This is a genomic window from Bacteroidota bacterium (assembly GCA_020402865.1).
GTDB lineage: Bacteria > Bacteroidota > Bacteroidia > Palsa-965 > Palsa-965.
The window spans coordinates 35909-61504 of record JADBYT010000021.1 but is presented as its reverse complement, the minus strand read 5'-3'; the positions used below and the strand labels follow the sequence as shown (position 1 = coordinate 61504).

Sequence of the window (25596 nt, the reverse complement as noted above, 5' to 3'; positions counted from 1 at the left end):
GCCCTATGCGCTTGTAGCCTATTAATGGCACAGACAACCGTCTTTCACGAAGATTTTGAAACGGCAGATTCTGTGGCCTCGTCCGGCAATCCGGTATGGAGTTCCAACGCAGTATATCAGGCTGGTGGTTTGCTGAGTTATCGTAATCAGGTTGCTCTTAATGATTCTTCAAGGCTTACCACAATTTCATTCAGTACACTGGGCAGCCCCTATGTATTTCTGGAGTTTGATCAGATCTGTAAAATTCAGTTTCTGGATAATGCACGTATAGAAGTATCCAATAACAATGGTAATACCTGGCAGGCAGTAACCAGTGCTCATTATTTGGGGGCAGGAATATTTGGTGCAATCAATAATCGTTTCTGTTCGGCATCTTATCCCGACTGGCTATTTAATCAAGACGCCACAGCACCTTCGAATACATGGTGGAAACATGAAACATTTGATTTATCGGCCCTTTGCGCAAATGCGGCTGGTGTTTTAATCCGCTTTAAACTAAGTGACGGAAATGGCAACGGCCCGGGAGCGGCATACGGCTGGTTGCTTGACAATATTAAAGTTACCGGCGCCCTGTCTGAAATTACTCCGCCTGTAATTTCCTACCAAATTCCGTTGTTTCTGAATAGTGTGTATTCATCAGGTCCATTTCCCATAACCGCTGAAATTACAGATACAAGCGGAGTGGATACGGCTTATGTCTATTACACTGTAAACGGAGGCCCCCAGCAGGTTGCAGGCATGAATAATACTTCGGGAAATACCTGGGTGGGAAATATTCCATCCGTAAATTTTACTGATACCGTTTGTTATTATATAATGGCTGTGGATGGATCGTTAATGGCGAATACCGCTGTTCAGCCTTCTGCCGGATGCAGACCATTTATTGCTACTGCACCTTTGATGCCTCCGTTTATGGATGATTTTGAAGTAAATAACCTGCTCTGGACAGAGCAGGTGGTAAATGGCATGTCTGTTTGGCAGTATGGCGCCCCGGCGTTTGGACTAACCACCGGAGCAAATTCAGGACTAAATGCGTGGGATATCAATTTGATAACCGGATATGCGTCGTCTTCCCGCGCTGAGTTGTACACACCGGTGTTCGACTTTTCGCAAACCGTGAATGCGCGTATGAGTTTCTGGCATAATTATAATACTGAACAGGGGCTTGACGGGATGTATATTGAATACACCACAGACAACGGAAGCACCTGGCACCTGCTGGGCACACCGACCGATCCGAACGCGGTAAACTGGTACACCGATATTTCAATTTATGCCAATAACTCCTCGGCATGGTCTGGTCAAAGTAATGGATGGGTGTATTCGGAATATCAGTTAAGCAGTTTTAATTCTATGCCGAATGCTGTACAATTCAGATTTGTATTTGTGTCTGATCCGATAACCGGTTTAGATGGGTATTCGATTGATGACTTTCAGATTAGTTTACCCTTTGCGCAGGATATACAAATGCGTGTGCTGGAAGCTCCTGATGTGAGTAATTGTGTGCCATCAGGTTCAAATACAATTGACGTGCGGTTGTTTAATGCCGGAGGGCTGAATATTAACGGGCCAGTAGCGGTTTCCTATCAGCTCGATAACAATGCGCCGGTTACCGAACAGTTTTCAGGTTCACTTCTTCCCGCACAAACTGCGGTATATTCGTTTCTTACTCCTGTTAATATTAGTCCGGGTACTCATACCATTACACTTTATACGTCGCTTGTTAACGATGGCTATTCGGCCAACGACACACTCAGGTTTATTTTTAACGCAAAATCAGCTGTATCAGTCCCTTATTTTAATGGTTTCGAGACAACGGCAGCGTATAATGATTTTTGTGTCACAAACACAACCTGGGGGCAGGTAAACCAATCGCCTTTTGCGGCAATTACAGGTAGTCAGGGGGCTTTGTTTGATGCACAAACAGGTACAACATGGAATTTTTTGACAGACACGCTTGTGAACTCACCCAATTATATCTGGCTGCCATCGGTAAACCGTGACTTTCGTTCAAATCTTCGGTTAATTGTTAATTCCACAGGTTATAGCAGTCTGGCGCTTGAGTTTGATAATTTTTTGAGTTCGAACCCGTGGACCGGGGCCTCGTATTTCAGGGTTTTGGTAAACGGGGTTATGATTTCGCCGCATTTGCAATCACAATCGGCTTCTATGTTGACTACCTACCGCTTTGACCTTACACCGTTTCTTCCAGCGGCTTCAATAGCGATTGATTTTGAAGCGAAGGTTGGGGATAATTTCTTATCAAGCAGTTCCGGTGTGCTGCTTGATAATGTGCGCATTTTTGAAATATATCCGCAAGATGCCATGGTGGAGGCGATAACCGATCCAACCGCACCATTTGTAGCAGGCAGCCAGCATACAGTGAAAGTAAAACTGCGTAATAACGGTGCTAATACCCTTACATCAATTCCGGTACAGTATCAGATCGGATCGTCAGTACCTGTGGTGCAAACCTGGACAGGTTCACTGGCGCCAAACACCTCAGCGGTATTTACTTTTACCGTGCCTTTTACTGTACCCGCAGGTGCATATACCATTTGTGCCTGGACTTCACTGTTAACTGATGGAAATCTTAGTAACGATACAGCCTGTGTTACAACTGCGGGCTTACCGGTACTACCGCTTCCGTTTTCGGATAATTTCGACGGGCCTTCGACGTTTTTCACGCCTCAGAATTCATTTTCACCCTCATGGCAGCTGGGCACACCGCTTGCCCCTCAAATTCTTAATGCGCATTCGGCACCCAATGCTTGGGAGGTTAATCTTGGCGGCGCATACCAGCCGGATGCTAAAGAATATCTCTACTCGCCATTCTTTGATTTTTCCGGCAACAGTTATGTGCGCCTGAAATTCTGGCATGCATTTTCAACAGATACCGGTGGCGATGGCTGCTATATCGAATACAGTACCGATGCCGGAGCCAACTGGATTCATCTCGGCGTCTTTAACGATCAGGCTGGTGTAATGTGGTATAATCAATCATTTATTTTTGCCTCAAATACACCCGGCTGGTCAGGCTTGCAAACTTCCTACATTCAGTCTGAGTATAATCTAACCTTTCTCAATGGTAATCCGCAACCTGTGCAGTTCCGCTTTGCACTGGTATCAGATCCGGGTGTAATTTACCCTGCCGATGATGGTTGGGCAATAGACGGATTTGAATTGATCTCAACGGTTGGTCTGGAAGAAATTACGGGCAATGAAATACAGCTTAGCTGTTCTCCCAATCCGGCTTCGCAAACCACAGCAATTTCATTTACTGTCTTACAGGCTGCGCAGGCCATAATTACATTGCGCGATATTACCGGTAAAACAGTCTTTACTGAAAGCTCTGTATGTTCTCCCGGAATACAGGTGCGGAATATTGATGTAAGTACCTTGCCGGCCGGAGTGTATAGCTGTGAAGTAGAGTATAACGGCGCAAGGGCTGTGCGTAAAATAGTAGTGTATCACTGAGAACCTGTTTGGGAACTACTTACTAATAATTTTGTGTCTTTGGGGCACCTCATCGTTGGTATTTTTTGTCGATCCTCTCCAAGTATCGACAAAAAATACCAATGCAAGATGAGGAAAATGAGCCATTACAAAATCAAAGGATGAAATACAAAAAGCCTCACACACGAGGCTCTGATTTATTTAATATTACCATTTTACTGATTTAATTGATTTAGTTGTTGATGATAACTATTATATTACGATAAAACTAATTAATTTCATTTTATCTAACAGATAATCAGTTTTTTAAAATTTTGTTTAGTGCAAAATTGCTAAACAAATTAGATCAATTTATCGGAATAGATTTGAGAGGTAATTCAAATTTATTTTGCATGAATAGAATACGATATAGTTTTTGTATGCTGTTATGCATACTCTCAATCGGATGCGGAAGTGTTTTTGCGCAGTCGGGCGGAGAGTGGACATGGATGAAGGGAAATCAACCCTCAAATGCGATGGCCAGTTATGGAGTAATGGGGCTTCCTTCTCCAACCAATACACCTGGCTCTCGTTATCAGGCGGCACGTTGGACTGATCATCAGGGCAACTTATGGCTTCACGGAGGTGTAAGCCAGGATCCGCAATTCGGAGTATGTGCCTTTGCTGACATGTGGATGTATGATATATCGCTGGGTATGTGGGTATGGATGAACGGGCCTATGTGGGGCGTATTTCCTTATGCAGGTACGTATGTGTCGCAAGGGGTATTTTCACCTGCCTATTATCCTTGTCCGGTAAATTTCGGAAGTACTGAGTTTATTGATAAAGATGGTAATTTCTGGCTTCTGGAAGGGAATGGCAGTCAGAATTTATGGAAATTCGACGTGAGTATTTATCAGTGGGCATGGATGAACGGACCGGGTTTGGGAAGTATGCCCAACGGTAATCCGGGGCCGCAAAATGTGTTTACGCCCACAACATTGCCTCAGTCTTTAACCGAACACCATTGTGGTTGGGGCGATTCACTCGGGAACTTATGGTTTTTTGGTGGAGCAGGGGTTAATGTTTCAGGCGCGTCTGATGTAGTCTGGACTTACGATACGCAATTGAATCAATGGAAATGGGTGAAAGGAAATCCGGGTGTTGGTTATGTGGCTCCGGTGTATGGTACTCAGAATGTTCCTTCAGCAGCCAACACACCCGGAACAAGAAATGTATATATCAACTGGCAATCAACGGCAGATGAATTTTATCTCTATGGTAATGGGGAATATGCCGCAGTAGGCGGGGCGTATTATGATATGTGGAAGTATAATTATCAGACAAACGAATGGACTTGGGTTTCGGGAATACAGGGAGCGCAACAAGTATATCCCACGCCGCTGTCCGGTGGTATTTGTGTACCCTCGGCAACTGATTACCCGGTGAGAGATTCGGAATGGCACTTGAATGGGAATAAACCTGATTGCGATTTGTTTTATACGTTTGGCGGCAATCCGGGGCCTTTGTCGCCACATTTAACGCTATACCGCTATAACGTAGCCACCAATCAATGGACATTGCTTCACGAAGATTTTACCGGACAACGTGTGTATGGTACCTATCAGGTGCCAGGCCCCAATGTGTTACCCGGCGTTCATATGGGTGGGGTAGGCTGGGTTGACTACGATGGAAATTTCTGGGTTTATGGTGGATTTTCAAATACCAGTGACGAGTTATGGCGTTTTACGCCAAGTCCGCCCAGTGCCGGGTTTAGCTGTGATACCGTTGTTTGTTTGGGAGATACGGTACACTTTGCGCTTTCATCAACCGGCCTTTGCGGGTTAAGCGGACGCCTCAGCTGGGACTTTGGCGATCAGGCAACATTAGCCGATACCTCGTCGGCAGCGGCTGTGGGCTGGGTTTATGCTCAGCCGGGAACTTACACAGCCACACTTGTCGCATTCGACTCTTCACGTTGCGAGGTGTGGCGTGATACGCATCAGGTGGTTATAACCGTTCATCCTCAGCCGGTGGTTGATTTGGGCAGCGATACGGTAATTTGTCCGCCGCAGCAAACGTATTTACTCGATGCGGGCAATCCGGGGTTTAATTACAGTTGGAGCACCGGAGCCACCACACAAACCATATCGCCGGGAAGCAATGGTGTATATAGTGTAACGGTTTCGGTTGCAAACTGTATTGCTTCCGATACCGTGCAACTTACATTTCCGGTGGCTCCCGCACTTGGCGATACCAGCATTTGCGCAGGACAAAGCACCACACTTAATGCCGGTGTTCCCGGCCAGCATTATATATGGAGTACCGGTGACACCACAGCAAGCATTACTGTAAACACCGGTGGTTTTTATACGGTAACTGTAATTGTACCACCCTGTTCACTGAGCAGCACCATGCAGCTTACCTTAATTCCGTTGCCGGTTGTAAATCTTGGAAATGATACTGTACTTTGTCCCGGAGCCACACTCTTGCTCGATGCACAAAACCCGGGTGCCGCATGGAACTGGAACACGGGTGATGTAACCCAAACACTGCTTGCAGACAGTACAGGCCTTTACGCCGTAAACGTAACCGTGTCAGGAAACTGCTCTGATGCCGACAGCATACAGGTAAACATAACAAGGCCTGTAAATCTCGGACCGGATGCATCGCTATGCGGCACACTGAACGGAATTACACTTGATGCCGGATATCCCGGTGCGGCTCACCTCTGGAATACGGGAGATACCACACAAACCATATTAGTAACCACCCCCGGCAACTATTCAGTTACGCTAAACACGGGGCCCTGTACGCTGCGCGACAGTATTCTGGTAACCGGCAGTTTGGGCGAGGCCATGCTGTTTATGCCCAACAGCTTTACACCCAATGGCGATGGCCTTAACGACCGCTTTACCGGCACAGTGGAAGGGCTTACTGAATATCACCTGCTTATTTTCAACCGCTGGGGCGATTTGATTTTTGAAACGTTTGATCCCGCAGGCTGGGATGGCGCATACGCAACTAATATGGCGCAAAATGAGGTGTATGTGTACAGGCTTTCGTACAAGAGTACCTGCACGGGCAATGCACCGCAAACACGCCTCGGACATGTGGTGCTGATACGGTAAATACTTGTCTATTACCCGGCCGAAATCTTTTCGCGCATCTTCGCAATTTTATCATTCATCATGCGGAAGAAGCGGAAACGTTGTTTTTCGGAAACACCGCTGATTGGAATTGATTTTCGGATCAGGTTGCGCAGCCAGCGATCGGTTTCTTCATTAAACGCCGGGTTGGTAGTGGTCATTGAATTGAAGGTGTTGTAGGAGATGTATGACACACTGTTGTTGCCAAAACGCACCAGAATGCAGTTGTTGCCAATCATCAGTTCGCTGCAATAGAGCGTATAATTTTGCTGCGAGGCAGCCGGTGGCACATCGCCCTGAAACTTCGTACTGTGTGCGGCCTGTTTTTCAATGCCGGCAACCATCAGTTCTACATCATTCAATACATTCAGTGCATCTTCCTTGCTGGCAAACAATCCTGATTCCCAGTAATATTCTACCTGTTTTACCGTACTGTTGAGCGTATCTTCCGACCAGATTTCGATGGATGGAATTTCGAGATAGATATTGTATATCTCACGCACTTTGGCAATCATTTCTTCGCTGATAAGTGCCGGATTAAACCGGGCGCCATCAAGCTGTGGCGTATTCAAAATAGAACGGCTCCAGTAAAAGACCTTGAAGGCTGAGAGCAGCGGAAACTGAAAATGATGGAAAATTGGCACATCTTCGGCCGCAAAGATAATTTCTGATTTAGCCGAAGCCTTGATCCGTTTCAGATCGCTGGCAATATTCGAAAGATACTGCTCGAAATTGAGCGTGTTATCAGCCAGATGATGATAGCTGAAGGTAACCGTATTGCCCGATGCTCCCGGAGGTTGCAAATCAGGCGCAATCCGGAAATGCGCGCACAGCAAGGCTACCTCATCCAGCGAAAGCGCCGTTTCACCACGGATGCGGCGGTAAGCACTGTCGGGACTTACATCCAGAATATCGGCCAGTTCGTCAACAAATGAGCGCGACGGGGGAAGCGACTCTTTGAGTCGCTGAATAAAATTGAGCTGAACAGTACGGTCTGACGAAGTTGGCATGATCTGTTTTCCGGCTAATGCCGGTTTAGAGGAGTATGATTTCTGCAAATCTTGCAAATACACGAAGTGTATAGTTGCAAAAATCGCAAAAAAAACGATGCGGATTCGCACCGGGTGTTAAAATCGGGCAATCAATAGTTTCTTATTCAATCACTACTCATTGCGATAGTTTTTCAATCGCTTTTACAAGCTTCATTACTTCATCATCCATATTCACCACGGAGCAGCAAATACGAATGGCATTTAATTTATTCTCATAGATACCCCGTACACGAAATGAAAACTCTTGCTGCAGCTGATTGATTATTTGCATGTAATCTTTTCCTTTAATACGGAAAGTAACAATTGCACCTGCATACTGATGATTAAGTGGCGTTAACAGCTCAACCTGTTTGTTTTTTTGCAGTTCGGTCTTCAGCAGACTGGCCAGATAATTTGTTCGTTGCACAATATTGGGAAGACCTGTTTGCATAATAAAATCAATACTTTTGCCAAAAGCCAGGGTTAATGCGGTATTGCGTGTGCCGTATTCTTCGCGTTGAGCTGTTCGGGTAAACTCAAGTTCTTGCGTTAACAGATTAAATTTTTCATCGGAATTTGCGCCGGCATATACAGGATTAAGTTTGGGAAGTAATTCTTTATTGATATATAATATTCCGGTTCCTTTCGGGCCAAGCAGCCATTTATGACCACTTCCTGCATAAAAATCGGGATTAATCTCTTTCAGATTTACATCAATCATTCCCACGGCCTGTGCGCCGTCCACACAGGAGTAAATATTCTTCGACCGGCACAATTCCACAATTTCCTTAGCCGGCAGTACCATACCGGTGGTGCAGGTTACATGTGAAAACATCACCACTTTGGTGCGGCTTGAAATGCTGTTTCGGAAAAGCTCAAGATTTTTCTCGCCCGAATAATCGAGGTCGATAAGTTTGATGCGGATCCCTTTTTCTTTCATCAGTGCCACCCAAATCTGCGATCCGCCCACATGTTCGTCTTTGGTCATAATTACTTCATCGCCTTCAGCGAGTGGCAATGAGCGGGCTATGCTGTTTAAACTTTCGGTAGCGTTGCGGGTTACGGCAATTTCGTGAAAGTCGCAGTTAAGAAATGCAGCTAATTTTTTATTGGTTTCAAGAGTAAGCTCATGCCTGATTTCGCCAGCTGTTTCTAATTCAATCGTAAGCTCATTAAGCGTTTTTACCACTACTTTCGGACTTGGCCCCAGGCTTCCGGTGTTAAAATAAATACGGTCTTTGCGAAGGTAAAATTCGTCACGTAGTGAAGCCCATAAATCGTCGCCCTGAACTTCCGTATCTGCTTCTTTGGCCGAAAGTTTTATGCCCGATGCCAATAAAGCTCCTGTGAATACAGTTTTTTTCAGGAAAAATCGCCGGTTAATTTCCATTCTTGAGGGTTCTGAGCGGGTGATCTGGTATAAATATATTGTTTGTTTTCTTAACTCAGCGGTATGTGTTAGTGAATGGGCAGACTTTTGAGCAAACTTAAGTTTTCGGACAGGACAATATTCGTACACCAAAAAATTCTTTTGGTTGAAACCCGTAGTTATTCAATTTTTTCAAGGGATTCGTGCAAGAGTAAGCAGGGTATTTGCAATAATTGCAAAAGAGCAGTGCAAAATCATTGTGCAGTTTCCCAAAAAAGCGATTAACGCCAGCATGCAACCGGGTTAACGCAAACAGCCGTTTCATAGCGTTGATGTGTCAATTTAGTTTTGCCTTGTTCAAACAAACGAACTGTAAAATGAAAACACACATTAATCATACTATTTCACGGGTATTTCACAAAGCACTTGTTTTTGCGGCCTTTCTGTTTTTTCAAACGGAGCCGCTGCAGGCCCAGTCATCGCGCATAAAGGCGGGCGTGATGCATATCGACTCCAATCTGCCCGAATTTAAAGACGAACAAATGGGCAGCATGGTCAGGCTTGAAGTGCAGAAACTGGATACGTTTAATGTACTCGACCGTTATGAAATGCAAACACTGCTTCAAAAAGCCGGCCTTAAAACCGACGAGTGTTTTGGACGCCTGTGCGTGGTAGAGGCTGGTAAGGCATTGGGTGTACAGAAAATGATTACAGGCAATATTGAGCGTTTGGGCGATCAGCTGGTTTATACACTTCAGTTTATTGATGTGCCCACCGAAACAGTGGAACGCACCAAAGTGATGGAATTTATTTATGATCCGAATGAAATACAAACCATGACTACGGTAATGCTGCGCAGCATGTTTAATCGCCCGGTAGAAGAACTGGTAATTGCACAGCTGCAAAAGCCGGGAGCTTATGAAATGCGTTCGCGCTCACCCAAAACCGAAAAACTACGTCTCGACGGGCCTCGCATGGGCGCCACCCTGTTTACAGGTGAAACAGCACATATACTTGGCCTGCCCAAAGCGCAAGGTGGCTTTAATGCGGTGCCTTATATGTTTCAGTTTGGCTATCAGTTTGAGAAGCAATATCTCACTGCCGGTAATTTTCAGGCGCTGTTCGAATTCATTCCCATGATTACCGGTCTCGATCAGGGTTTGTTTATACCCAGTTTCACCATTATGAACGGTTTACGCGGCAGCAAAAGCGGCTGGGAGTTTGCCTTTGGCCCTTCGCTTAATCTAATTACCGTAAACGATGGATTTTATGATGCCAGCGGAAACTGGATTACTAAAAACGAATGGAATGCTGAGCCCGCCAACCAGCAATTGACGCAACCCGATTACATCTCCCGTCTCGACAGCAGGGGCGATGTAATGCTGCATTCGTCGTTTGTATTTGCCATGGGTAAATCGTTCCGCACAGGTAATGTGAACGTGCCGGTAAATATATATGCCATTCCGGCCCGCAGCGGCTGGCGTTTCGGACTTTCGATAGGCTACAACGCACGCAACAGAAGCTAACCTGACTACCAAGATGCGTCGTTTACTTTTTAGTCACGCCTGGCCGCTTTGTAAACTCAGTTTACTCATCTGCTTCTGGTTCAGCCGGATTACAGCCAATGATATGCACACCCTGCTTGTGCGTGGTGCTGACGAACGGCAGAAAGCATGGCGGCTCTGGTTGCAAAGCGGCTGGCATAACTCAACCCCGGAAATCCCTCACTATACTGTTCCGGGAAGTTTACCTGCACCCCCAATAAATTACTGATTCACCAAATCATCCCCTAAATAACATTTCCATTTGTTCTATAAATTTCACTTAACAAGCTAAAACAATGAAAAATTTTCTCGCACTTTTTATTATCACATTTTTTCTCAGCAGCTGCAGCTCGTTGCATATCGAACAGCGCAAGTACCGTAAAGGCTGGTATGTAAGCAATACTAACCGCAGCAAGGTCAGTGAAAAAGTTTCACCCAACACTGCAATTACGGATATTAATTCCGACGAAAAAACGGCTGCAACGGAAGCATTGGTAAAAACCGTTACGGCATCGGAAAATATCATCGCTGAAAATACGGATTCAGCAACTGCTTGTGAACAGAACAGCTGTATGCCTCCACAGGCGGGTTCAGACAACCAAACAGCCAAAACAGAGAATAATAATCGAAATGTTTCAGACACAAAACAAGTGCAGGCAGAGGAAAGTAAACGCAGCATTCTATCGTCGAAAATGCCGGTGAACAGATATCCGCATATTCCTACGCTCGACGAAACCCGGAATATTGCGGCAAGTATTCATCCGGCAGTGAAAATAGCTGTTGGTTTGGTGTTAATTACTGTGGTTACCTTCTTTCTATTATTGGCTACCCCGTTTTTATGGTTCTTTTCGTTTTTATTGGGTCTTGCACTGTTAATAGCAGGTATTATTGATCTTGTACAGCGTCATCGTGGTACGCACACACCCGAAAAAGCCGCACGTAACCTGAGAGGTTCGCTGGTGGCAATGATCGCACTTGGCGCTGTGATGGTAGCTGTGTTTCTTGTGCTATTGGTGTTAATGCCATTTATTATTCTCAGCGAATTTGTTTGAGAAACGAGCATCTCATAAAACTGAATCTGCAGGCAATGCAATTCATTACCTGATTACAACACTGTTCAGGGAAGTCTGATAACCTCATCAGCCAGACAACGTGGCCGGGTAAAAATTAATAATGTGGCATATTACCCGGCCACCGCAATGCGAAAAAAGTAGAACATCAGGAAAATGAAAAGGATAAAATTCAGTTTGAAACAGTTTTCCTTCAACGGTAGCCAGTTTCGTGCACTTTCGTATATGTTAATTGTGTTATCGTTTATTCAACTCATACAGCTTATTGGTGTCGGCTACATCTATTCACAGTTTCCGATTCGGTTTTTCCTGACATTATTTATTTGTTTAGCTGTTCAATGTCTTATGTGTATAGGGATTTTGGTGTATATTGGATCATCAAAAGGAATTAAATAATTGAAGAAATGAAAGCGCTGTCATTACTCATCCTGTTTACGTTAATGCTCGGTAGCTGTAGCATGAATCATATTGAAAAGCGTCGCTACCGCAAAGGCTGGTATATTTCAACAACCGAGTCTGGTGGAAACCACAATAATGTGCAGCAAAACATTCCGGCAAATGCCACTGCGCAGGATTGCAAAACAACAAGTGAAAATATCGGTATTCCCGATACGACTGCCGTGGTTGATTATCCGGCTTCTGATGGCCTCAAACCGGCCAATGAAACGATACAGCCTGCACAGCAAGATGCAATCACAACTGTTCAGCTTGTTACAGAAGCTCAACGGCGAATACCTGCCGATACTTTTATTGTTAAGCCCGAACGCTCAAAAGCAAAGAAGGCCTCGCTGGAAGAAAACCGGAAATGGTCGCAAATATACTTTATGCTTTCCATTACGCTGTTTGTACTTGCCGTTGTATTAATGATTCTGACTATTGGTACCTATTTACTTGTTGGGCTTACAGTTATTTCCTTTATTGCATTTCTCAGCGCATTAATTTTTTCCATTGCAGGCATCAAAAGAACATCATCAGTAGTTAATGAAGTTAAAGAGGTAAACAACAAAGCCGTAACAGGAGGAAGTGGATTATCCGTTTTGTTTCTTGTATTCAGTTGGCTCATTATGATAGCTTCTTTTTTAGGTTCGCTTTTTATGGGAGGAGCCGCTATTGTCCGAATATTGCTGATGTAATAAAAACAACATTTATACTCTAAAACGGTAAACAGCAAACTCCTCAGTGCTGATTTAACCGTGAAAAGCCTTTAGAGCCTGTTAGCGTTTTTCGGCTTCTGCGGAACCGTTATTCTGAACCGAATTCAGGAAAACGGGTGCTGCGGGAGTTTTTTATTTATATCAGACCTGTAAAAAGTGTTTCAGGTATGTGTTAAACTAAAATTAGTAATGATTTCGGATAATTAACACGAGTTAATACTATTTATTATTCATATACTTTAATATTGAATAAGCAAAAGCGCGCTTCATTTTTCTCATCAAAAACACATTATTATGAAAACAAATAATTTCTTTCAGAGAAAGTCAGCAATAAGTGCATTGTTGATTCTTTTTCTCAGCGCCGGTTCACAAAAGGCAAGCGCGCAAGGCTGCACATGTATAGAAAACGGAGGGTTCTCGTCTATATCTGCACCCGGTAATATGAACCAGATGAACTCCCCAAGCCTCACTGTAGATAAATGGTTTGTATCACATGGCAATCCCTCTTTATTTAATACCGATTGCCCTCCAGATAACAATCAGCGTTCGGTATGGATGTGGGCTGCGGAGGGAATCGGGGAAGGAATACATACGTGTTACAATTTCGAGAATGGAAAAAAGTATCAGGTATGTTTCTGGGTAAAAAACAATGGCAATTTTGGCAATCAGACAAACGGACGAATGAATGTGAAAGCAGCCAATAATCTGCCTGTTTACTCCCCACCGTCCTCCAATGCCAATTATGCCATTCCATCTGTTTCCTCGCAGATAATTGCATCTTCCTCGGTAAGCTACCCCAGCTGGACACTGGTATCGTATCAGTTTCAGGCTTCATCAAACTATAATCGCTTATGGATTTATCCTTCACGCGGCGACGGAAACCTGGGAAACAATATGAATCAGTTGGAAATTCAGGTGGATAAAGTAGTAGTAAATGAAATTAGTTCCACCTTATCCGGCGCATTTATTACAGCCAGCACAAACAATATAACCTGGTGTCAGTCTGCTACACTTACTGTAAATAATCTTCCACCAAATGCAATTGTGAAATGGACACCCGCTCCTGGACTTAGCAGTACGCAAGGAGCCGTAGTAACTGTTAGTCCGTGTACTACACAAGAGTATGAGGCATTAATAGTATTACCCAATGAAAACTGTGAAATATGTGCTGATGGTGGTCAAAAAGTTCGGATCACTATTAATTCTTCTCCACCAGCATTTAGCATAAGCGGAAACACAAATCCCCAATGCGGAGGAGTTCTTAATCTCAGTGCCTCGCCTGTGTTGAGTTGTAATGATTATGTATATAGCTGGAGTGGCCCTAATGGATTCAGTAAATTTGGTTCGGCTTTTTCAATTCCAAATGTCACCGAACAGTTGGCCGGCACCTATACACTTACCGTAAAGCATATCAGTGATTTCAGGCAGAGTTGTATGGCTACCCAAACAGTAAATATTGCACCTGTAAATTGTCCTTGCAATGCACAGCCCGATTTTACTACCTCACTTTGTAATCCGGTTGCCTTCAGTGGCACCAATACAGGTGGCACCAATGTGGTTTCGTGGCACTGGGATTTTGGCGACGGTACTACTTCTAATCAGCAAAACCCCGGCCATCTTTTCCTTACAACTACTTCACGCACCTACAATGTATGTCTCACTATTGTGGCACAACCCTCAAGTGGCCCGGCCTGCACCACGCAAGTGTGTAAACCGGTAACGGTTTGCCCAACCGATCCGTCTTCGGTAAACTGCGAGGTGAATGCGTTCTTCTGGCCAATGGGATCAGGCTATTCCCATGTATTTATGCAGGATATCACCGTGACTAACGGCACATTATGCAATTATATATGGGATTTTGGTGATGGAAGCACCGAGTCGTTTACGCCTGTTACTTTTCATACATACAGCAATCCCGGAACCTACAATGTGTGCCTTACCGCTATAAGTTGTGTGTACGATCCGTTTGGTAATTTAATTACCGATTGTATGAATGTATATTGTACTTCGGTTGACGCCGGAGATTTTAATCAGCGGCTTGCCCAAACCACACCAGCCGGACAAACCTTGTTTGTATTTCCCAATCCGGCAAAAGACCGTGTTGAAATTACACCTGGCCGAGAAAACCCGCAAAGCATTACTATTTACGATGCACAGGGCAAAGTTGTAAAATCAGTAAGCTGTGCTGCCGCATCCGGTAAAATTACAATCGAACTTAATGGCCTTTCTTCCGGCTACTATTTACTAGCAGTGGATTATGCTGATGGTGGGCGCGAAAAGCAGCCGCTCGTGATCGAATAAACCCACAGTTCATCCGGCAATAGGTTGTGCCTTTGAGCTTCCGCAGCATCGCAATTCTGAATCTTACTCAGAATTGCGATGCTGCGGAAGCTTTTTTATTTGTGCAGCATTACCCATCTTTGTGTATGAGCCCGCATGAAGTAAGACTTATTGAAGCCACCACACACGATGCCAGTTCCATAGCCAAACTGGCGGCACACATCTGGCAGCAGCATTACCCGCAAATTATCGGTCAGAAGCAGGTTGATTATATGCTCAGTAACATGTATTCTGAACCTGCGCTGCTTAAACAAATGCAGGAAGGCCAACTGTTTTACCTGATTTATGCGGGCGAAATAAAAGCAGGCTACATTGCCGTATCACAAAAAGAGGAAGGGCATTATTTCCTGCACAAATTTTATATTGATCCGTCTTTGCAGGCACGCGGACTTGGAAAAGCTGTTTTTGCAGCCACAACTGCGCTTTTTCCAGAACTGAAGCAGTGGACACTTACGGTTAACCGTAAGAATTACAAGTCGGTAAACTTCTACTTCCGTTTGGGGTTTGTGATTGATAAAGTGGCCGACTTTGATATTGGTGAAGGTTATTTTATGGAAGATTTTGTAATGATCTGGAAAAGTAACGGGTAGAAGTTCTATTGATTCAGGCTGATTTATCAACAGACGCTGAACTATGCTGAATGAGATTTATATATTTCAATGCTTTAATTGAATGCCCCCGAACAGTCTTTTGTCGGTTTTAAAAATCCTCTGAACTGAGGATATGCAAACCGTAAAAAATTGGGACTATTGACAAACGGTGTTGTTTCAATTTTGGGTAAACCAATTAAACGTACAACAATGTCAATGCAAAACCCTGTTATTCAGCTTGTAACTAAAGCTGTAAATGGTAGTACTGAACACTACCTTTACCTGACCTCACTGTTTTCAAAATCGGGCTATGTGGCGCAATCCTACGCACTGCCAGCCGATCTTACAGTTAATCCGGTTGAAGTTACTGCTTATGTAACGCAAAACAGCACTGCGCTGCGTCAGGCATCGCTTGTAAACCATCAGATTCCTGTAACAGCCATTGATTTCAGCACCACCCGTGAAATTAATGTAATGGTAAAGGATGGCAGCACACTGCTTTCTTCTGCCAGCGTAAATGTGGTGGTGAGTCAGGGCGATAATGAAGATCAGGTTCGCCCCATCATTTTTGTGTAATGCAGCCAATGCCCTCACGATCCATTCAATCTGTTATGGGAGTTCATAAGTATGAACTCCCATATCCACATTATTTCTTTTCCATGCAATTTATCTTGTTTATACTTCTATTTATTCCTTGCAGCTTTATTGTATCACTTTCAGGCTGTACACAGTCTGATCAGCCTTCGTCAGCTGTTTCCGTTTCTGCTGATTCAGCCAGACTGGCCCGCAATCTTGATAGTGCTTATGCGTTGCGCGAGGGCGATCCGGCAAAGAGCCGCGAAATACTTCGGCAGGTAATTGCGCAGGCTGGCACACCACAAACCCGGTTACTCAAAGCCGATGCCTATTGTCAGTATGCGCGTTTGGCTGAAAATACCGGCAATACCGATTCGGCAATTTATTACTACCGTAACGCAAAGGCAATTGATGATAATGCCAAGTACATGCACGGCATGGCGCGAGACCGATATATGCTTTCAGTTATCCTGAAAAACAGAGGCAGCTATGATTCTGCGTTACATTATACCAATGAAGCTGCCCGGATATGGGGCACAATGCCTGATAAAAAGGAGCAAATGGTGCAGGCGTTGGTAGGAGCCGCAAATATTCATTTGAAACGTTCCAATTATCCCAAAGCATTATCATTCTATCAGCAGGTACTCGATACTGCTGAGCGAATAAACGACAGCCTTATGCGGTTTAAAGCCCTGCAGGGAATGGGGCAGGTGTATGAACGACAAAATTTAAACAACCGTGCTGCTGGTGTGTTTGAAGAAGCACTGCTGATTGCCAACACATTTAAAACCAAGAAATATCAGGCCGAAATACTAAACCATCTTGGCGGAATTTACCTCAAGGAAAATCGTGATACTGTTGCTTTAAATGCGTTTAATAAAGCTATTTCGATTTATTCTGATTTAAAGCTCGAAAATAAATTAGCTGTGGTGCAGATCAATATCAGCCAGTATTACGAGAAAGAAGGGGAATATTCGCAGGCTGATGCCTATATACGAAAATCGCTTGAGTTTAATCAGAAAACCAATTATGCACAGGGGCTTTCGCTTTGCTACTTTAATATTGGCCGGTTGCTGATCAGGCAGAATAAATATGATGAGGCAATTTTAAATCTGGTAAAAGCCGATTCAGTAGCCGCTTCAATCAGAGACTTGTTTCTGCTTCAGAAAATTAGCGATTGCCTTTCCGAGGCTCACGCCAGAAAGCAAAACTATTCAGAGGCTTTTCGATATGCTGCAAGCGGAGGAGCACTCCGCGATACACTTGAATATATTTCGCAGCAAGCCTCTGAAATTGCCATCGCTTACAAGGAGGAGCAGGCAAAACGAATTTTATTAGAAAAGGAAAGAGACCATCAGAAAGCCCGCATCGAGCGAATTAATCTGATTGTTCTTGCACTGACGGTAATAATTATTTTACTGCTCATCCTTCTTTTTGCATTGTATCGAAACCGGATTGTAGAGAAACGAAATCAGCAAAGCAAAAAGCAAATTGAAGACCTGCTTAGCAACCAGGAACAACTGGCCGTTCAAACCATGCTTGAAACACAAGAGAAAGAACGGCAACGAATTGCTCAGGATCTGCACGATAGCCTCGGTGTTAAACTTTCTACCGCAAAACTGTATTACAACTTAATGGAAAATATGGCCGGAAGCCTGTCGGCCGAAGAACTTGAAAAACTGAAAAAAGCCAATTCAATACTCGACGAGGCCTGTGAAGAAGTGCGGCTTGTGGCGGCTGATTTGCATAAAGGCGAACTGGTAACCTTCGGATTAGTGAGAGCCATTGAGAATTTATGCAATAACATTAACGGCCTCAATAAACTTCAGGTGGAGTTTCATGCAAACGGCCTGAACAGCAGGCTCGACGGAGCTACCGAGTTTAATATTTATCAAATCGTGCGCGAACTCATGGCCAATATTTTGCGTCATGCCAATGCGTCGGAAGTTACAATTCAGCTTCAGCGCCAAAATGGAAATATTAACCTTATGGTGGAAGACAATGGAAATGGTTTTGACACAGCCAAAGCACAGTCGCGCTCAGGACTTGGGTTAACCAGCTTGCGCAACCGTGCCACACAGATTAACGCCACTTTCCACATCGATTCACAACCCGGTCACGGAACATCCGTGTCAATTGATATTCCTGTTCATTGAACCAACGCTTATGATACGCTTAATTATTGCCGACGATCACAAAATGTTTATTGATGGCCTCAATGATGTACTGAAAAGCCTTGCCGGCGACAGTATCAGTATTGTGGCCGAAGCAAACAACGGAAATGAAGTGCTGCCTCTGGTAAGAGCACATATGCCCGATGTACTGGTGCTTGATATTGGTATGCCCGGAATTTCAGGCATTGAAGTGGCCAAACTCATGCGAATTGAATTTCCTGATATTCCCATTCTCATTGTTACGTATTCCGATCAGTCAGAACATGTGGATGAACTGATTGATGTGGGCGTGTCGGGTTACATTCTCAAAACCAGAGGTGCTGAACAATTGGTGCTGGCTATTAAGGAACTTGCCGCAGGGCGTATTTATTTCAGTCAGGAAATTATGGCTGTAATACGCAGCAGCAAAAGGAAAAAAGAGGAAATAAAAAACGTGAAACTCACACGGCGTGAAGAGGAAATTTTACGCCTTATTGCCCGAGAATGTACCACTCCCGAAATTGCCGAAAAACTTTTTATTGCCGCCAGCACCGTTGAAACACACCGCCGCAACCTGATTGCCAAACTTGGTGTGAAAGGTACACTTGGCCTTGTACGTAAGGCTGTGGAAATGGGATTAGCTTAAATTTTAATAAATCCATAGTTCTAAGGATTTAAAATAGTGGGAACTGAGGAAAAATTATGAATGTGTTTTGATGATGTTTGCTTCCACACTAATTCATAAACTCATGGCCCGTGCTTTAATTGTTGGCATTAATGATTATGCCACTTCACCGCTTAAAGGAAGCGTTCCTGATGCAATTGCAATGAATAAATTACTGAGTCGTCATCATGATGGTTCTATAAATTATGATTGTAAACTAATTACTTCACCCGTTACGAATGTAACATTAAGGAAACTGAGAGAAAATATTCACGACCTGTTCCGAACACCTGATGACCGTGTTTTATTTTATTTTTCAGGACATGGCTATGAGAATAATCTCGAAGGTTTTCTTGTGGCTCAGAATCCCGAAAAATTTAATGAGGGATTTCCCGTTTCCGAACTTCTTGCGCTGGCAAATGATGCCCTCGCCAAACGAAAAATAAAAGAGGTTACACTGATATTGGATTGCTGCTATGCCGGTCATTTAGGTAACTTTTCATCTCTCGATATTCCACATGCACTGCTTTCTCCCGGCCTATCAATTCTTACCTCAAGCTCCCCAAAGGAACTTTCATGGGAAAACAGCAATGGCGGGCTTTTTACCGGAATACTGTGTGATGGATTAAATGGTGGTGCTGCTGATATTCTTGGCCGGGTTACTGCTGCCAGTTTATATAATTATGCCGATCAGATGCTTGGTGCCTGGCAGCAACGCCCGCAGTTTAAAACGCATACAGACCGGTTGCATCTGATTCGGAAAGCACATACGCGGTTGACTATAAATGAACTACATCGGCTTCCTGAGTTATTCATTACACCTGATTCGAAGGTGAAAATGGATAAAAGCTGGGAGGAAACGGAGAAAGAATTTATGAATCCTGAAAACGTGAAGAAGTTTAAGGTGTTCAAAAAACTCCGCGATGCCGGTTTGCTTAAACCTTGCGAGCCGGAAGAAGACTTATACTGGGCAGCCATGAGAAACGGGGCCGCAGAACTTACCTTGTCCGGGAAACTTTATTGGAAAATGTCGAAAAAAGGAATGTTCTGATTTATGGTGCCACTAAAAATATTTATCGGATCCTCGAAAGAGGGGCTCGCAGCAGCCGAAAAAGTAAAAACATTACTTAAACCAGAACTCGATGCCACACTTTGGAACGAAGGCGTGTTCAGAAGTGGTGAAACTGTAAGTCAAATTCTACAACGATCGCTGAACTATTATGATTTCGGGATATTTGTGGCTACGGCCGATGATAAGTTAGCATACAGAAATGAAATTTACTCAGCAACACGCGATAATGTATTGTATGAGTTTGGTCTTTTCGACGGAGCTAAAGGATACAATTTCACATTTCTTATTTGCGACGAAAAGGTGAAACTGCCATCTGATCTTGATGGTGTGGTAGTTTTAAAGTTTAATACCGGTGCAGCTGATGAAGACAGATTGAGCTTACTTTCTGTGGTGAATACTATTCGCAATCAGATTCTGAAACAACAGGATAATGTGGCTTTGAGTAAATTTTCATCGGGTGTGCTGGCCTATGAGTATTACATTAATTGTGTTTCGCCATTGGTTGTGTATCTGAAAGAAAACCTCCCGAATTATGCATTGGGCGCCAACATTAAACAGTTATCACTACACATTTTAGTTTCCAATTCGATTCACGATCATACGCTTGCGGCAGTTGATTATTTTTTTTCACAGTCAAAATGGAAGAAGATAATTTGTGAGTGCAAAGGGGCTGTATTTGCGGCATACCGGAACTTGCGTGTTCCTGATAACCGCATTGAGTTTTGTATAATACCTTCTTCGCCCTTAGCAATTGAAGCAGCCATTAACATGCTTTTTCCCCAAACCTATTTTGGCAATAACGAATCAAAAGAGGAAGTGATAATTCGTGAAATGAATAATTTTTCCCGGGTACTTTCACATTACATCGCACGTGATACGTTATGCCAAAAAATAGTTCATGTCACCCCAATGCACCAGTAATCCTTATTCCTTCCGATGTGTATTTGTGATTGCTGTGTGCTGCCGGTTTCTGCTTTTGCAGGAACCGGTTTTTTATGCAGAATAATTCCGAAAATACTCAGACCTCTGTGGCCTTACACAACTTCCCGTCCTGCAAAAAATACAACCAGGCTTCTGTTTTTTTCTTCTTTTCCAATGCTGCTGCCGCCAAAAGTATTTCTCTTCGCGGTTTTGCGGGCATGCCTGTAACAAAATTCAGCAGCAGCAGTTTTTCGCCGGTGTCGGTTACGCGGTCAATCTTTATGCTGCCTGATGCAGGCAACAGCAGTTCGGCGTTTGAGCTGATAGGGCTGGCGGCATCAAAAAACGGTTGCAAAGCGGGTTGGCGTATGAGTTGAGTGGCTTCATGCGCAAGCAGAAAGGCCTGTGTGTCTTCCGCCACGCCTTCAAGCACAAGTCGGCGGGCAGCATCCTGCACATCGTCAGCTGTGCGGCAATGACTGAGAAGCAGGCGCAGCAACTTGTGTTTATCGCCCGGCTGCTCTTTCTCGTCTGTCCAAAGCTCACGGGCATGTGAACGTATGCTTATGCGCTCGGTCCAGTCGGTAACTTTTGCAGCGCCGGTGTTCAAAAACTCGCCCGGCCTGCGTTGCTGCCCCGAAGGTGGTGTTTCTTCGCCGAGAAGATACACGGTTTCTTCAGCATCTTCGCCGGTGGCTGTCAGAAAACGCGCAAAGCAGTCTGACGCTGTTTTCAGTTCCGTGCCTGCATCTTTGCCGCTGCGTCCGGTAAAAACATAAAGCCGGTGTTCAGGTCGTGTAAGCGCCACATACAGCACATTCAAATGATCGAGCAGCGATTTGTTGCGCTCTTCTTCATATTGCGCGGCATAAGAAGTGTGCAGCAAACTTTCGTTTACAGAAACCACTGCAGTTTCCAGTCCGGGCAGTGCCTCGTCATCCAGATCAATCCACAAATCCTTACGGCTTGTTTCGAATTTCCAATTGGCAAACGGGAAAATTACCACCGGAAATTCCAGTCCTTTTGATTTGTGAATGGTCATTACGCGCACGGCATTCATGCCTTCGGGCACTACCACAGAAGCCTTGTAGCTGCGATCTGTCCACCAGTTCAGAAAATCGGCGGGATTATTGCCCCGTCCCATTCCAAAACTCAGCACTTCATCGAGGAAAAAAAGCAGGTAGGCATCTGGTTCATTATCCAGTCTGAACCGGCGAATAATTTCTTCGCAACGCTGATACAAAGGCATGCGTGCCAGTACCAGCTCGTTGAAAATAAGGTTATGCTTTTGCAGTAATGCGGCGAGTCCGTCCTTTGCAGCTTCCTCCAGCAGGCTGTGCAATGTGCCGTGAATACGGCCGGTATTTACTAAGAATCCGAGCATTTGCGTGCGCGCAATCGCGTCAGACGGAAGTTCGATAATGCGCAGCACCGCCAGCACAAAGCCAACGGCAGGCGAGCGGCTGATGAGCAACGACTCCGACGAAATAACCGGATAACCTGCATCAAGCAGTGCCGCCGCAATGCGCGAGCCTTCGTTGTTGGTACGGGTGAGTATGGCTATGTCCTGCAATTCCCAGCCTTGTGCGCGTAATTCATGCACTTTTTCAAGCGTGCGCTGCACATGAAGCTCTTTTTCGTCGTCGCCTTTTTCGGGTACAAGCCGCTCAATACACACACTGCCTCCTGTGTTGGCGGTGTCTGATTCCTGCTCTAACTTATCGTATATATCCTGATAGCCTGCCGTTAAATCCTGCGCCAGCAAGCGGAAAAGTGCATTGTTAAACTGTACAATTTCAGTTTTACTCCTGAAATTCCGGGCAAGCTGCAACCCGCGATAGTTGCGTATTAAACTTTGCTGGCGATCAGCAATAATTTCGTTTTCGGCATCCTGTTTCACATACGGCAGGCGGGCAAACTGTTCCACTTCGCCGCCGCGCCAGCGGTAAATAGCCTGTTTCCCGTCGCCCACGAGCATCGTGAAATTTCCTCCTCCCAAAGCATTGTCAATGAGCGGAAGCAGGTTTTGCCATTGCAGCACCGATGTATCCTGAAACTCGTCGATCAGGTAATTGGTGTAGCGTTCGCCCAGGCGTTCGTAAATAAACGGCACGGGCTCGGCAAACACAATTTTTGAAATAATCCGATTGAATTCAGAAATATGTACAATGTTCTGATCGGCGCGGAAACTGAAAATGAGTTTTTCTATTTCGTTGAGTGCGGCAATGGCATAGATGTTTTTCAGCAGCAGCGTGTGTATTAAATACGTGCCGTAATGCTTATCGCGTAAGGCCAGCAGCTTTGCATACAGTTCGCTGAGTTGCGGCTTCAGTTCATCAATTGCCGCCTTTTGCGCCGCCGGCGTTTTGGCCGAATACCATTTGTCTTCTTCGAAACTATGTTTTACATAACTGCTGTAATCGGCCAGCTTTTCAAGCGTACCTTGGGCCAGATCGTCGAACCATTTGGGCACTCCGCTGCTGCCGTGATAAAATGCCGAAACCGGTATCCCCGAAAGTTCAATGTGCTGCACACCTTTTGCGGCTGTTTGTTTTATCAAGGTTTTGAATGCTTCGGTTGATTTCCGCAGTGTATCGCGGAACCCGAGAAAGTCGTTCAGCGAAAGATTACGCAGGCGCTCGGCTTTGGCAGCACCTTCTTCACCAAGCAGGTGGCGTGCCGTAGTGAGCAGCTCCTGTTCAATTTGCCAGTTGCGGTCTTCTTCCGTTTTGGCTTCGGCAAACTGCACGAGCACTTCGGTAAGCTGTTCGTCGCTGCCAATGCGGCCGATAAGCAGATCAACCGCCTGCCGCAACAGCTTGTCAGCATCGGTTTCCACTTCAAAGTTCACAGGCAGGTGCAGGTCGAATGCAAAGGCGCGCACAATCCTGTGCACAAACGCATCAATGGTACCAATGGCAAAGTCGGTATAGTTGTGCAGAATTGCTTTTAGCACACGTTGCGCCCTGTCGGCCAGTGTAAACGGGTCGAGCAGGAGTTCGCTGCCCAGCGCCTGAGCCATGGCAGAGGGTTTGCCCGACTGTGCATGCGACAATTCCTTGAGGGCCGAAATGATACGCTGTTTCATTTCTGCCGCGGCCTTATTGGTAAATGTCACCGCCAGAATATGCTTGTACACCTGCGGCGGATCGGCCTCGTCGGCCAATGCCAGTTTAAGGTATTCCTTTACCAGTGTAAAAGTTTTACCCGATCCGGCCGAAGATTTGTAAACGGTGAAATTTTGCACGCACAAATGTACCGGTATTCTGTTAATGGCGGGGCGGTTTCCGGGTGCGCTGTTCGTGCCATGCATCATCTACACAGCCGGATATGCCCGGCATGGGCGGCCGGTACATTGCCCTTATCAACATTCTGCTCTTCATTACTCCTGATTCAGGCCGGTTTGGATGGTGGGGCTTTCCCTATTTTTGTAAAATGACAGCACAAAAGCGTCCGCTCATCCTTGTTACCAACGACGATGGTATTTATGCGCCTGGTATTGCCGCGCTGGTGGAAGTGGCCCGCTCGTTTGGCGATGTGGTGGTGGTAGCGCCCGATAAACCGCAGTCGGGAATGGGGCATGCCATTACCATTAATTCCACACTGCGTGTAGATAAAGTAAATGCGCATGCCGGTGCCGAAGCATGGAGTTGCAGCGGCACACCGGTTGATTGTGTGAAGATGGCTGTGAATAAACTCTTGCCGCGCATGCCCGATCTCTGTGTGTCGGGTATCAACCACGGTGCCAATCACTCCATCAATATTATTTACTCAGGCACCATGTCGGCTGCAATTGAAGCTGCAATTGAAGGCATACCGGCTGTTGGTTTTTCGTTGCTCAATCATTCCATTGAAGCCGATTTTACTGCCGCCAAAGCCGCAGCGGCAACTATTATTGCGCAGGTACTTGAACGCGGATTGCCCGAAGGCGTTTGCCTGAATGTAAATATCCCCAAACTGCATATCGACGAAATTAAAGGCGTTAAAGTATGCCGTCAGGGCCGTGCTTCATGGATTGAAGACCTTGATGAGCGTACAGATCCTTCTGGACGAACTTATTTCTGGCTCACCGGCCATTTTGAGAGTTTTGAACCCGATGCGGATGATACTGATGTATGGGCGCTGCATCACGGCTATGTGTCAGTTGTGCCGGCTCAGTTTGATCTTACAGCGCATGCCGCCCTGGGCAGTTTGTCTGCCATGAATTCCGTTCCGCTCATCAAACCCTGACACCATGAAACGTTTCGATCACATTCTCATCGGTATTGCGGTTGGTTTGATTACACCACTCATCACGCTTTATCTTTTTTATGCGCTTACTTACAGCAGCCAGACCTCATTTTCCGGATTCATTGAGTATTTCGAGCGGTTTCGTAATCTGGTGCCTGCATTGAGTTTGTGTGTGATTTCGAATCTGGCGGTGTTTTTTATTTTTCTCTGGACAAACCGCAACCAGAGTGCGCGCGGAGTGATGTTTGCCACAATGGCGTATGCGGGTTGGGTGGTATATCGAAAATTTCTAAGCTAA

The 25596-nt window shown here is 45.1% G+C and carries 18 protein-coding genes; 15 read left to right on the top strand and 3 right to left on the bottom strand.

From position 1 onward, the window contains the following. Positions 1-24: 24 nt before the first annotated feature. Together IM638_14460 and IM638_14455 are read left to right on the top strand one after the other, a co-directional pair. Positions 25-3477, top strand: a complete 3453-nt coding sequence (locus tag IM638_14460) for an immune inhibitor A (GenBank protein MCA6364237.1) — start codon at positions 25-27, stop codon at positions 3475-3477. 398 nt (positions 3478-3875) lie between these two features. Further along, positions 3876-6566, top strand: a complete 2691-nt coding sequence (locus tag IM638_14455) for a gliding motility-associated C-terminal domain-containing protein (protein ID MCA6364236.1) — start codon at positions 3876-3878, stop codon at positions 6564-6566. Between the two features lie 11 nt (positions 6567-6577). Here IM638_14455 and IM638_14450 read toward each other — a convergent pair whose 3' ends face one another. Further along, positions 6578-7594, bottom strand: a complete 1017-nt coding sequence (locus tag IM638_14450) for a hypothetical protein (GenBank protein ID MCA6364235.1) — start codon at positions 7592-7594, stop codon at positions 6578-6580. A gap of 157 nt (positions 7595-7751) precedes the next feature. Beyond that, positions 7752-9005 (bottom strand): aminotransferase class V-fold PLP-dependent enzyme, encoded by a 1254-nt coding sequence (locus IM638_14445; GenBank protein ID MCA6364234.1) that lies wholly within the window; start codon positions 9003-9005, stop codon positions 7752-7754. 356 nt (positions 9006-9361) lie between these two features. Here IM638_14445 and IM638_14440 point away from each other — a divergent pair, with 356 nt between their 5' ends. The 11 genes from IM638_14440 to IM638_14390 all read left to right on the top strand — a co-directional run bounded on the left by IM638_14440 (position 9362) and on the right by IM638_14390 (position 21068). Next, on the top strand, positions 9362-10510 hold the full coding sequence (locus IM638_14440; GenBank protein ID MCA6364233.1) for a hypothetical protein: 1149 nt from the start codon (positions 9362-9364) through the stop codon (positions 10508-10510). Between the two features lie 13 nt (positions 10511-10523). Further along, positions 10524-10757, top strand: a complete 234-nt coding sequence (locus IM638_14435) for a hypothetical protein (GenBank protein MCA6364232.1) — start codon at positions 10524-10526, stop codon at positions 10755-10757. 124 nt (positions 10758-10881) lie between these two features. Then, positions 10882-11580 carry a hypothetical protein gene (locus IM638_14430; protein ID MCA6364231.1) on the top strand — a complete coding sequence of 233 codons (699 nt, stop codon included), beginning with the start codon at positions 10882-10884 and terminating at the stop codon, positions 11578-11580. A gap of 476 nt (positions 11581-12056) precedes the next feature. Next, complete coding sequence (locus IM638_14425) at positions 12057-12731, top strand: hypothetical protein (GenBank protein ID MCA6364230.1); 675 nt, start codon at positions 12057-12059, stop codon at positions 12729-12731. A 471-nt stretch (positions 12732-13202) separates the two neighbouring features. Beyond that, a complete protein-coding gene (locus tag IM638_14420) occupies positions 13203-15053 on the top strand; it encodes a PKD domain-containing protein (GenBank protein MCA6364229.1) in 1851 nt (616 codons plus the stop codon). A 125-nt stretch (positions 15054-15178) separates the two neighbouring features. Further along, positions 15179-15682, top strand: a complete 504-nt coding sequence (locus IM638_14415) for a GNAT family N-acetyltransferase (GenBank protein ID MCA6364228.1) — start codon at positions 15179-15181, stop codon at positions 15680-15682. Between the two features lie 216 nt (positions 15683-15898). After that, positions 15899-16258 (top strand): hypothetical protein, encoded by a 360-nt coding sequence (locus IM638_14410; GenBank protein MCA6364227.1) that lies wholly within the window; start codon positions 15899-15901, stop codon positions 16256-16258. 83 nt (positions 16259-16341) lie between these two features. Next, positions 16342-18414 carry a tetratricopeptide repeat protein gene (locus tag IM638_14405; GenBank protein MCA6364226.1) on the top strand — a complete coding sequence of 691 codons (2073 nt, stop codon included), beginning with the start codon at positions 16342-16344 and terminating at the stop codon, positions 18412-18414. Between the two features lie 10 nt (positions 18415-18424). After that, positions 18425-19057 carry a response regulator transcription factor gene (locus IM638_14400; GenBank protein ID MCA6364225.1) on the top strand — a complete coding sequence of 211 codons (633 nt, stop codon included), beginning with the start codon at positions 18425-18427 and terminating at the stop codon, positions 19055-19057. A 103-nt stretch (positions 19058-19160) separates the two neighbouring features. Continuing rightward, positions 19161-20126, top strand: a complete 966-nt coding sequence (locus tag IM638_14395; protein MCA6364224.1) for a caspase family protein — start codon at positions 19161-19163, stop codon at positions 20124-20126. Positions 20127-20129: 3 nt separating this feature from the next. Then, entirely contained in the window at positions 20130-21068 is a 939-nt protein-coding gene (locus IM638_14390) for a nucleotide-binding protein (GenBank protein MCA6364223.1), read from the top strand. Between the two features lie 97 nt (positions 21069-21165). On the opposite strand, the gene IM638_14385 is transcribed toward IM638_14390, so the two are convergent. Beyond that, on the bottom strand, positions 21166-24315 hold the full coding sequence (locus tag IM638_14385) for a UvrD-helicase domain-containing protein (GenBank protein ID MCA6364222.1): 3150 nt from the start codon (positions 24313-24315) through the stop codon (positions 21166-21168). Positions 24316-24503: 188 nt separating this feature from the next. Between IM638_14385 and surE the strand changes: the two genes are divergently transcribed. Continuing rightward, the gene (gene surE / locus IM638_14380; GenBank protein MCA6364221.1) at positions 24504-25298 is read left to right on the top strand and encodes a 5'/3'-nucleotidase SurE; all 795 of its coding nucleotides are present in this window, start codon (positions 24504-24506) and stop codon (positions 25296-25298) included. A 4-nt stretch (positions 25299-25302) separates the two neighbouring features. Beyond that, the gene (locus IM638_14375; GenBank protein MCA6364220.1) at positions 25303-25596 is read left to right on the top strand and encodes a hypothetical protein; all 294 of its coding nucleotides are present in this window, start codon (positions 25303-25305) and stop codon (positions 25594-25596) included.